An 11220-nucleotide genomic window follows, 5' to 3' on the forward strand; every position below is an offset into this window, starting at 1 on the left:
CCTCATGTTGTTATTGGATATGAGCCACCGAGTGTTGGACGTACCGACGGATAGTCCGTACTCGCTCAACCAGGTCGACCTTATGGGGCGAACCGTCTCACAGGGCACAACCTGCGAGATCAGCGGGACGCGCAGTATAAAAAGCGGACTACAGGCTTTTTCACTGTATAAGTGATTGATTTAAGAGATAAGTATCGGAAAGTTGCATTTGGATGGAGGTGCTTTAGCGGGTGTTATAGGCTTTATCAAGTAGGAAGTTATACCGAATATTGCAGGGCGCTGAATGAACGAGTCCCGTGAAAGACAGTGAAGAAGCCCCTCCAAGGAGCGATACTTGCATCTTGCCCGTCACCCATTTCACCTCGACCGAGTTTTCTTTCGGCTACCCGGCCCTGAATCAACGGTCAGTTGGCCTTCGATAACGCCTCACGGATTTTTAAATGAGTACCCCCGCAACTGAAAACACGGACAACTGGCAACCGGTCATCGCGCTGGCGTTGGCCGCCTTTGTCTTCAACACCACTGAATTTGTTCCGGTCGGCCTGTTGAGCGCCATCGGCGACAGCTTCGACCTGTCGAGCGCACAGGTCGGGCTGATGCTGATGATCTATGCCTGGGTGGTGTCCCTGACGTCGCTGCCGGTGATGCTGCTCACGCGCAACGTCGAACGGCGCAAGCTGTTGATGGTGCTGTTCGGCCTGTTCATTGTCAGCCATGTGCTGTCCAGCCTGGCCGCAAGCTTTGGTGTGCTGCTGGTGAGCCGGATAGGGATCGCCTTGTCCCATGCGCTGTTCTGGTCCATCACCGCGTCCCTGGCGGTGCGGGTGGCGCCGGCGGGCAAGCAGGTGCAGGCGTTGGGGTTGCTGGCGACCGGGACGTCCATGGCCCTGGTGCTGGGGATTCCCCTGGGCCGCCTGCTCGGCGAAGCCATGGGCTGGCGCATCACCTTTCTGGTGATTGCCTTGATGGCCGCTGCCCTGGTGCTCTGGCTTGGCAGAACCTTGCCGCTGCTGCCAAGCCAGAACTCGGGGTCCCTGAGAAGCCTGCCCGTGCTGTTCAAGCGTCCCGCGCTGGTGGCGGTCTACGGCCTGACGGCGGCGGTGATCACGGCTCAATTTACGGCCTATAGCTATATCGAGCCGTTCATCAAAACCGTGGCCGGCATGAGTGGTGAGGTGGTGACCCTGATCCTGCTGCTGTTCGGTGGCGCGGGGATTTTCGGATCGTTGTTGTTCAGCCGATTCAATCGGCAATACCCGCAGCGCTTTCTATTGTCTGCCACCGCGTTGTTGGTGGTGTGTCTGGCGTTGCTGCTGCCTTTGAGTGGCGAGGTTTCGACCTTGGGGGCCCTCAGCGTGTTCTGGGGCATGGCGATCATGTGCTTCGGGCTGTCGTTGCAATCGAAGGTGCTGGTGTTGGCACCGGACGCAACCGACGTGGCCATGGCGCTGTTCTCGGGGATCTACAACGTCGGGATTGGTGGTGGCGCGCTGGTGGGCAGTTGGGTCGGACGGCAACTCGGGTTTGCCTATGTCGGTGTGGTCGGGGGCGTGTTGGCGGGGCTGGCGCTGGCGTTCTACGGCCTCTCGATCTATCGCGCCGGCCGAGTCGGGGCAGGGCGCTGATGGCGGGTGTCGGTGTGGGCGTAAAGGGCCGATGTACGTTCTGAATACCAGGAACCTGGCCAGGCTCCTGGTGCTGATCACACTGTCATTACAGCGCTGTGTGGAAAATCTCTTCGATTTGCGCTTGTTCCGCCGTCCGAGGATTGGTGAAGCCGCAGGCATCTTTCATGGCATTGGCCGCCAGTGTCGGAATGTCCTCTACCTTGACGCCCAGCTCAGTCAAACCACCTGGAATACCCACATCCAACGACAACTTGCGGATGCCGGCAATGGCCGCTAGCGCGCCTTGCTCGTGGTCAAGGTGTTGGGTATCAAGCCCCATGGCCCGGGCGACGTCTGTCAGGCGAGCCGGGCAAACGCTGGCGTTGAAGCTCTCGACGTGGGGCAGCAATATCGCGTTGCAGACACCGTGGGGCAGGTCGTAGAAACCACCCAGTTGATGGGCCATGGCGTGCACATAGCCCAGGGACGCATTGTTGAACGCCATCCCGGCCAGAAACTGCGCGTAGGCCATGTTTTCCCGCGCCTGCATGTCGCCGCCGTTGGCGACCGCGTTGCGCAGGTTGGCAGAGATCAACTCCACGGCCTTGAGCGCGCAGGCATCGGTGATCGGCGTGGCCGCGGTTGAAACGTAGGCTTCGATGGCGTGGGTCAGCGCGTCCATGCCGGTGGCGGCGGTCAGGCCTTTGGGCATGGCGGCCATCAAGGAGGGATCGTTAACCGACAGCAGCGGCGTCACGTTACGGTCGACAATGGCCATTTTTACATGGCGGGTCTCGTCGGTGATGATGCAGAAACGGGTCATCTCGCTGGCCGTGCCGGCGGTGGTATTGATGGCAATCAGTGGCATTTGTGGCTTGGCAGACTGGTCGACGCCTTCGTAGTCACTGATATGCCCACCATTGGTGGCACACAGGGCGATGCCCTTGGCGCAGTCATGGGGCGAGCCGCCGCCCAGGGAGATGATGAAGTCGGCACCGCTGAGCTTGAGTTGCGCCAGACCGTTTTCGACGTTGCTCACGGTCGGGTTCGGCTTGGCCCCATCAAAGATCGTCGCCTGGATGTCCTGCGCCGCCAGCAGTTTGGCGACCTTGTCCGCGACCCCCGCTTTTGCCAACCCGGCGTCGGTCACGATCAGGGCGTGACGCAGGCCATATTTGCGAATGGCGACCATGGCCTCATCGAGACTGCCGATGCCCATCATGTTTACGGACGGAATGAAGAACGTGCTGCTCATGACTTGCCCTCGTTATTGTGATTATTGGCCCTGGCGGCCAGCGGTGCACCCATCAAGATGGACTCATCCTAGGAGCGAGGGCGTGACGGATAAATGGTCCTTTAGTCCGCACAATGGGGGTCTTTGGTCGTAGTGGCGCGCGCCTTCATCCTGTCGCAGGGGTTACCCCCTACCCAAGTAGGATATGGGCCCGCGTCCGGTCTTCGTAGAATGAATCACCAGACAGCGCACTTTGCGGGAAGCGACGATGCAACAGACCCAGACCGATGGCGTAGTCAGTGCGATGTCGATGGCCACCGAGGCGCAAGAGGTGGCACAGGAACTGGCGCGGCAGCTATTGCATCCGCACTTGGGTTTTGTGCTGTTCTTTTGTTCGGTCGAATACGATTTGCAGGCCTTGGGCAGTGCCTTGCAGCAGAGCTTTGGCGGCATTCACGTGGTGGGCTGTACCAGCGCCGGGGAAATCACCCCCGAGGGCTATGGTCGAGGCTGCGTGACCGCCGTGGGTTTTGATCATCGGCATTTCTCCATTGCCGCCGAGCTGATCGACGAATTGGAGCGTTTCAGCCTGATCGACGCCCAGCAAATGGTCGAGCGGTTGGTCGCAGGCTGTCGCAGCAACACCTTGGCGCCGATCAAGGGCAACAGTTTCGCCCTGACGCTGCTCGACGGCCTGTCCAGCCGCGAGGAAATGGTCCTTGCCGCGCTGAGCGCGGCCTTGGGCGATATCCCTCACTTTGGCGGTTCCGCCGGGGACGATAACTACCTGACCCATACCCATGTGTACTTCGGCGGCGAATTCCACAGCGGCGCCGCCGTGGTGCTGCTGGTCAATACCTGGCTGGACTTCGAAGTCTTCACCACGCACCACATTTTGCCCCGTGCGCAAAAGCTGGTGGTCACTCGCGCCGACAGCGCGACGCGCCGGGTTTACGAACTCAATGCCGAGCCTGCGGCCGAGGAATACGCGCAGATCATCGGGGTGCCCGTGGCGGCGCTCAATCACCAGATTTTTGCCGCTCACCCGTTGGCGGTGCGCATGAACGATCAGTACTACGTCAGGGCCATTCAACAGGTCAACGCTGACTTGAGCTTGAGTTTTTACTGCGCGGTGGAGAATGGCATCGTCCTCACCGCCATGACGCCTGGCCTCTTGCTGCCGAACCTGCAGACGCTGTTTGACGGTTTGCAGGAACGCTTGGGGTCGTTGTTACTGACCATCGGTTGCGACTGTTTTCTGCGACGCCTGGAGCTGGAAGACGATGGCAGTGTCCAGCAGATCGGCGCCTACCTGCGCGAACAGCGGGTGATAGGTTTCAACACCTACGGAGAGCAGTTCAATGGTATGCACATCAACCAGACCTTCACCGGCGTCGCGATTGGACGAAACCGTGCCGCCATCCCACGCTGAGCTGCTGGCGCAGATCGAACAACTGCAGCGGGACAATCACAAGCTGCGGCGGATCAATACGGCGTTGATTGAACGGGTCGAGTCCGGTACCGCCCGTGGCAATGATTCTTATGCGGCTTTTCAGCACTCGGTGGTGCTGGCCGAGCAGGTCCGGGAGCGTACCGATGCGTTGAACCAGGCCATGGCCGAACTCAAGGCCAGCAATCATCTCCTCAGTGATGCACGCCTGCGGGCGGAAACGGCCCATCAACACCTGGTCGATGCCATCGAAAGTATTTCCGATGCCTTCGTGCTGTTCGACGAGGACCAGCGCATCGTGCTGTTCAACAGCCGCTTCAAGGCGTTCTGGGCCAATAGCCGGGTGCGGATCATCGGCGGCATGCGCTTGACCGAGGTCAAGCGGTTGATGACCAGTACCGGGCTGTTTGTTGAAGAACCACGTCAGCGCGCCGATGAACACCTGCTGTATCGCCTGAATGATGGCCGTTGGTTGCAGGTCAGCGAGCGGCCGACTCGCGAGGGTGGCCGGGTGATCCTGTTTACCGACATCACGGAAGTCAAACTCAGCGAAACCATGCGCCGCGAGCAAGCCGTTGCGCAGAAGTCGCACCTGCTGCAACGGGCGGTCGACAACCTGTCTCAGGGCGTCGCGATGGTCAACGCCGAGGGCATCCTGGAACTGTGGAACCGTCGTTTTCTGGAACTGAGCGGGCTGGCCCCGATTGCCGCGCACCGGCTTTTTTCCGAGGTGATTGCCGACAGCGAACTGAGCCTGTTGACGCCGGCCAGCCGCGACACCAACGGCCGGGTGATCCATGAGCGCGAGCAGCGACTGTACGATGGCCGGGTGCTGGAAATTCGTACCCATCCATTACCCACCGGCGGTTTCGTCAACACCTTCACCGACATCACCGAACGCTACCAGCATGCTGAAGCCCTCAGCGAGAGCGAGCGCTGGATTCGCCTGATCACCGACCATGTCCCGGCGCTCATTGCCTACCTGAACGCCGACCTGGTCTATGAGTTCACCAACAAGGTCTATGAGCAGTGGTACTGCTGGCCGAGTGGCGTGATGCTCGGGCAGAGTCTGCGCGAGGTCCATAGCGAGGAGCACTACCAGCGCCTGGAAACCTATGTCGAGCGCGCCCTGGCGGGGGAAAGCGTGACCTTCGAATGCCCCGAGATCAACATCAACAATCAGGAGCGCTACATGCTGCGCTCCTATGTGCCGAACCGCTTGGCCAACGGTGAAGTGATCGGCATTTTTGTGTTGATCCGGGATATCACCGAACGTCGCCGTACCGCCGAAGCGCTGCACCAGGCTTATCAGAATCTTGAGCAGCGAGTCCGCGAGCGCACGGCCGAGCTGACCACCCTGAACAGCCAACTGCTGCGCGAGATCGATGAGCGCAGGCGGGTAGAGTCGCGCCTGCGTGAAGCCAAGCTCGAAGCCGAGCAGGCCAACCTGTCGAAAACCAAATTCCTGGCCGCCGTGAGCCATGATCTGCTGCAGCCGCTCAACGCCGCACGGCTGTTTACCAGTGCCTTGTTGGAGCGACGCGAGCCGCTGGCCAACGCAACCCTGGTGCGTAATGTCAGTAACTCACTGGAAGACGTGGAGAGTCTGCTCGGGACGCTGGTCGACATCTCCAAGCTCGATGCCGGGGTGATCAAGGCCGATATCGCGCCGTTTGCCTTGAGCGAACTGCTGGATAACCTGGCGGTCGAGTTTGCCCAAGCGGCCAGCAGCGAGGGCCTGCGCCTGGCGTTCGTGCCTTGCTCGGCGCTTGTGCGCAGCGATATCCAGCTGCTGGCGCGTATTCTGCGTAACCTGTTGAGCAACGCCATCCGCTACACCCCCCATGGCCGCGTGGTACTGGGTTGTCGTCGGCGTCGTCATTGCCTGTCCATCGAGGTCTGGGATACCGGTATCGGGATTGCCGAGAACAAACTCGAGGAGATTTTCCAGGAGTTCAAGCGTGGCGACGTGCAACGGCCCCATCAGGATCGCGGGCTGGGGCTCGGGTTGGCCATTGTCGAAAAAATCGCCGGCATACTCGGGCACAAGATCAGCGTCCGCTCGACCCCCGGCAAGGGTTCGATGTTCGCGGTCGAAGTGCCGCTGACCCTCAGCGCGCCCAAGCCGCCGATCCAGTTACCCCTGACCGGGCCCATGCTTGAACGGTTGCACGGGGCACGGATCTGGGTGCTGGACAATGACGCAACGATTTGCGCGGGGATGCGCACGCTGCTGGAAAGCTGGGGCTGCCAGGTGGTCACCGCGCTGTCTGAGCAGGACTTGGGGCGGCAGGTGGAGAACTATCATTGCGACGCCGACCTGTTGATTGCCGATTATCACCTGGACAACGACCAGAACGGAGTCGATGCCGTGGCAACGATCAACGCCCGACGTGGCTCACCCTTGCCCGCGCTGATGATCACGGCCAACTACAGCAATGAACTGAAGCTGCAAATGCGTGAGCTGGGCCACACCTTGATGCACAAGCCGGTGCGGCCGATGAAACTCAAAACCGCGATCAGCCACCTGCTGGGAAAATAGCCGGCGGGCTGATCCAATCAACGCCGCAGGTAAGCGCTGAAATCGATATCCCCGGCGCTGAGAATCGCCTGGACGCGGTTATGCACGTTGAGTTTGCGCAGGATCGCCGAGACGTGAGCCTTGACGGTGGTTTCGGCGATCTCCAGGGCGTAGGCGATCTGCTTGTTCGACTCGCCCTTGGTCATCCGCTCCAGGACCAGCAATTGCTTGCGGGTCAGGGCCTGCAGCAACTCGGGGGCAAAGCTCGGTGTGCTGTTCATGTTGCGCCGGGTGCAGGGCTTTTGTGCGTGGATGATGTCGGCAGGCAGATAGACATTGCCGTTAAGAATCTGCTCGATGGCTTCAGTCATCTGCACCCGTGGCGAAGACTTGGTAATAAAGCCCACCGCCCCATACATAATGGCTTGCAGCACAATCTGCTTGTCTTGTTCGGCGGAGACGATCACCACCGGGACAGTGGGGGCTTCGTTGCGCAGATTGACCAGGCCATTGAGGCCGTGCATGCCCGGCATATTCAGATCGAGCAGAATCAGGTCGAGGTCGTCATGGCACAGGGTCAGTGCCAGCGCGCTTTTCAGGTCGGCGGTTTCCATCACTTCGCTGCCCGGAAAACCATCGCTGATCACATTGGCGATGGCTTCACGAAACAGTGGGTGATCATCGGCAATTAGAATTTTGTACATGGCCGTTCACCTGTTTATGGTTGATGGCGGTGTGGCGGGGTGTATTGCTTGTTCCGGGAAGGAGGGCAGGGGCGGCAGCATAAGGGGTGATTCCTTTCTTATTAGTGGCGGCATTACATGCCACTGCCCCTGCTTTGTGAATGCGACGATAGTCAGGTAAACCGCGACTAAAGTACGGGGTGCTGTGCGTTGGCGGTTTTTCAGGCGAGTGCAAATTACGACTAAGTAACAAGGTGACCCCTGCCAAGGGCGCATTCGTTTGGCGGCGCAGGCTCTCTAACATCGGTTCATCGCGTGTTCGACCCACAGGCAATGACCGGTAAAGAGGCCCCATCATGATTTACGCACAACCCGGAACCCCAGGCGCTGTCGTTTCTTTCAAGCCCCGCTACGGCAATTACATCGGCGGTGAGTTTATCGCGCCGGTCGCTGGCCAATACTTCACCAATACCTCGCCGGTCAACGGTGAAGTGATTGCCGAGTTTCCCCGTTCCACCGCCGCTGATATCGAACTCGCACTGGACGCCGCCCATGTGGCCGCCGATGCCTGGGGCAAGACCTCGGCACAGGATCGCTCGCGGGTCCTGTTGAAGATTGCCGACCGCATTGAGCAGCACCTTGAAGTGCTGGCTGTTGCCGAAACCTGGGACAACGGCAAGGCCGTGCGCGAAACCCTGAATGCCGACGTGCCGCTGGCGGCCGACCATTTTCGTTATTTCGCCGGTTGCATTCGTGCCCAGGAAGGTGGCGCCGCAGAGATCAACGAACTGACCACGGCTTACCATTTTCATGAGCCGCTGGGTGTGGTCGGACAAATCATTCCGTGGAACTTCCCGCTGCTGATGGCGGCCTGGAAACTGGCGCCTGCGCTGGCTGCGGGCAACTGCGTGGTACTCAAGCCGGCCGAGCAAACGCCGCTGTCGATCATGATCTTCGCCGAGCTGATCAACGACCTGCTGCCGCCGGGTGTTTTGAACATCGTTCAGGGCTTTGGCCGTGAAGCCGGCGAGGCCCTGGCTACCAGCAAGCGTATCGCCAAGATCGCGTTCACCGGCTCCACCCCGGTGGGTTCGCACATCCTGCGATGCGCAGCCGAAAACATTATCCCGAGTACGGTGGAACTGGGCGGCAAGTCGCCGAATATCTTCTTCGAAGACATCATGCAGGCTGAACCACAATTTATTGAAAAGGCTGCTGAAGGGCTGGTGTTGGCGTTTTTCAACCAGGGTGAAGTCTGCACCTGTCCCTCGCGTGCCTTGGTGCAGGAGTCGATCTACGACGCATTCATGGCCGTGGTCATGAAGAAGATCGTCAAGATCAAACGCGGCGATCCCCTGGACACCGAGACCATGGTCGGCGCCCAGGCGTCGGAGCAGCAATACGACAAGATTCTTTCGTACCTGAAGATTGCCCAGGAGGAGGGCGCGGTGCTGTTGACCGGCGGCGCTGCGGAGCGTTTGGACGGCGACCTGTCCAGCGGCTACTACATCCAGCCGACGCTGCTCAAAGGCAACAACAAAATGCGCGTGTTCCAGGAGGAGATCTTCGGCCCGGTCGTGGGCGTGACCACCTTCAAGGACGAAGCCGAAGCCCTGGCGATTGCCAACGACAGCGAATTTGGCCTGGGCGCGGGTCTCTGGACCCGTGACATCAACCGTGCCTACCGCATGGGGCGGGCGATCAAAGCCGGTCGCGTGTGGACCAACTGCTATCACCTGTACCCGGCGCATGCCGCGTTCGGTGGCTACAAGAAATCCGGTGTCGGCCGTGAAAACCACAAGATGATGCTCGACCACTACCAGCAGACCAAAAACCTGTTGGTCAGTTACGACATCAATCCGATGGGCTTCTTTTGATGCCGTGAACCCTTCACGGGCACACGTCTGAAACGGTAGGAACCCGGTATTCCCAGGTTCCTACGGTTGGTTCTCGCCCTTTTTGAGCGGTTGCGGCAAACGACGGTGCTAATGGAGCGTCACTACCCGGCGACTCTCACCGATCCGGATCCTGTCTAGGGCCCGGTTCAACGCGTCCAGGGCATCGAGCAGCGCTTTTGCCTCGGTCTCCCGACCATCCCCCCAAAGGCGTTCAGCCATTTTGTTCAGGGCCTGGATGGATCTTTCGATATCGGCGGCCGTTGTTGTCGAGGTGCCCGCCGGCTTTGTCTTTGGCATGTTTAGCGCTTCAACTGTTAGTGGGGGCTCGTTCACACGGGCTACGGACACCGGCTTGCCGGTTCTGGAGAGTCGCCATTGTCACACGCCGGCACGGCGTCCGATATCGCCAGCCGCTCTGAGGTTAATGTAAGCTGATTGCGCTGAAGTAAAGGCTGGCAAAAATGCCCATGGCTTGCGTGGCGGATGCTGGGAGCTTTCTCTACGCCTCTTTCTGTAGTGCGAGGATGTATGCAACGTTGGTTGAGCCGGTACCGTTACGCCATTATTTTCTGGCTGTGCTTTGGCGTTTTCCGCACATCCCTGGCCGACTGGAATCCCATCCCGTCCGGGTCCATGCGCCCGACCCTGCTTGAGGGGGATGTGGTGCTGGTCAATCGGGTGGCGTACGACCTCAAGTTGCCCCTCACGGATATTTCCCTGGCCAAGCTTGATAATCCCCACCGGGGCGATGTGGTGACCTTCACTTCGCCCAAGGATGGCATGCGCCTGATCAAGCGGATCGTGGGCATTCCCGGCGACACCCTGGAAATGAAGAATGAGGTGCTGTGGGTTAACGGCACCCCTGCCATCTACCTGGATGCGCACGATATCAGCGAGCCCATGGCCTCTGGTCAATCTGTTCCGGGCATCAAGCTGACCGAGCTTGCGAACAACAGTAAGCGGACCGTCCAGTTCATGCCGGCGGTACGTGCCTTGCGGAATTTCGGCCCTGTGGTGGTGCCTGCCGAGAATTATTTCATGTTGGGTGACAACCGCGATGACAGCGCGGACTCACGGTATATCGGCTTTGTGCCGCGTCGGCTGCTGATCGGGCACGCGCACCATATCCTGGCCTCAGCGCAGATCCTGGATCATTGGATGCCGCGGTTTCGCAGATTTGGCGCGCCGATCTTGTGAGTTGTCCGCCGCTCTGTAGGCTTCAGCCGAACGCTATAGTTGTTTTTACACAGCGCTAAGCTTGATGATGTGCGGAAATCCTAACTCCAAAGTCAACAAAAGGGCTCATCTCATGAAAGTCAGCGCACGCAACGTCTTCAAAGGCCAGGTCAGCCAGGTGCACGAAGGCGCGGTCAATGCCGAAGTGGTTTTGACGCTGTCGGGTGGTGAGCAGTTGGTTGCCGTGGTGACCATGGAAAGCCTGCGCAACCTGGGTATTGCCGTGGGCAAAGAGGCCGTCGCACTGATCAAGGCGCCGTGGGTGATGTTGATGACCGAATCCAGCGATATTCGCCTTTCGGCTCGCAACTGCCTGGAGGGCAAGGTGCTGACTGTCAATGATGGTGCGGTCAACGCCGAAGTGGTGATCGAGTTGGCCGGTGGTTCGAAGGTGTATTCGATCGTGACCCGTGATGCCGTCGCAGAGCTGGGCTTGGTACCGGGTGTCAGTGCCACGGCGGTGATCAAGGCGTCTCATATCATTCTGGGTGTGCCGGCCTGAGGGAAGACCGCTTCCGCGCACGAAGTTTTCAGTGGTCTTGAGAACCTCTTCGCCGGCAAGCCCTGCTCAAAGACCTCGGCAGCACGATA

9 protein-coding genes are annotated in these 11220 nt (G+C 59.6%); 6 read left to right on the forward strand and 3 right to left on the reverse strand.

Annotated features, from left to right (window positions below; all coding sequences use genetic code 11):
* Nucleotides 1–440: 440 nt before the first annotated feature.
* Nucleotides 441–1625, forward strand: a complete 1185-nt coding sequence (locus HX866_RS12060; RefSeq protein ID WP_177139764.1) for a sugar transporter — start codon at nucleotides 441–443, stop codon at nucleotides 1623–1625.
* A gap of 88 nt (nucleotides 1626–1713) precedes the next feature.
* On the opposite strand, the gene yiaY is transcribed toward HX866_RS12060, so the two are convergent.
* Nucleotides 1714–2862 carry an L-threonine dehydrogenase gene (gene yiaY, locus HX866_RS12065; RefSeq protein WP_177139766.1) on the reverse strand — a complete coding sequence of 383 codons (1149 nt, stop codon included), beginning with the start codon at nucleotides 2860–2862 and terminating at the stop codon, nucleotides 1714–1716.
* A 247-nt stretch (nucleotides 2863–3109) separates the two neighbouring features.
* Between yiaY and nosP the strand changes: the two genes are divergently transcribed.
* Both nosP and nahK read left to right on the forward strand, forming a co-directional pair.
* On the forward strand, nucleotides 3110–4273 hold the full coding sequence (nosP, locus tag HX866_RS12070; protein WP_177093692.1) for a nitric oxide-sensing protein NosP: 1164 nt from the start codon (nucleotides 3110–3112) through the stop codon (nucleotides 4271–4273).
* The gene (gene nahK / locus HX866_RS12075; RefSeq protein WP_177139767.1) at nucleotides 4203–6833 is read left to right on the forward strand and encodes a hybrid sensor histidine kinase/response regulator NahK/ErcS'; all 2631 of its coding nucleotides are present in this window, start codon (nucleotides 4203–4205) and stop codon (nucleotides 6831–6833) included. The genes nosP and nahK overlap by 71 nt, the downstream gene beginning before the upstream one ends.
* Before the next feature lie 17 nt (nucleotides 6834–6850).
* Here the strand turns inward: nahK and HX866_RS12080 are convergent, their stop codons facing one another.
* Nucleotides 6851–7516: a response regulator transcription factor gene (locus tag HX866_RS12080; protein WP_177093694.1), complete on the reverse strand. Its 666-nt coding sequence runs from the start codon at nucleotides 7514–7516 to the stop codon at nucleotides 6851–6853.
* A gap of 335 nt (nucleotides 7517–7851) precedes the next feature.
* Here HX866_RS12080 and exaC point away from each other — a divergent pair, with 335 nt between their 5' ends.
* Nucleotides 7852–9372, forward strand: coding sequence for an acetaldehyde dehydrogenase ExaC (gene exaC, locus HX866_RS12085; RefSeq protein WP_177093695.1), 1521 nt, complete (start codon nucleotides 7852–7854; stop codon nucleotides 9370–9372).
* A 108-nt stretch (nucleotides 9373–9480) separates the two neighbouring features.
* On the opposite strand, the gene HX866_RS34320 is transcribed toward exaC, so the two are convergent.
* Nucleotides 9481–9690 (reverse strand): hypothetical protein, encoded by a 210-nt coding sequence (locus tag HX866_RS34320; protein WP_177093696.1) that lies wholly within the window; start codon nucleotides 9688–9690, stop codon nucleotides 9481–9483.
* A gap of 231 nt (nucleotides 9691–9921) precedes the next feature.
* On the opposite strand from HX866_RS34320, the gene lepB reads away from it, so the two are divergent.
* Nucleotides 9922–10590, forward strand: coding sequence for a signal peptidase I (gene lepB, locus HX866_RS12090; RefSeq protein ID WP_177139769.1), 669 nt, complete (start codon nucleotides 9922–9924; stop codon nucleotides 10588–10590).
* A gap of 112 nt (nucleotides 10591–10702) precedes the next feature.
* Nucleotides 10703–11131 (forward strand): TOBE domain-containing protein, encoded by a 429-nt coding sequence (locus HX866_RS12095; protein WP_177093698.1) that lies wholly within the window; start codon nucleotides 10703–10705, stop codon nucleotides 11129–11131.
* The last annotated feature ends 89 nt before the right edge of the window (nucleotides 11132–11220 follow it).

This window comes from Pseudomonas gingeri, assembly GCF_013386165.1.
GTDB lineage: Bacteria > Pseudomonadota > Gammaproteobacteria > Pseudomonadales > Pseudomonadaceae > Aquipseudomonas > Aquipseudomonas gingeri_C.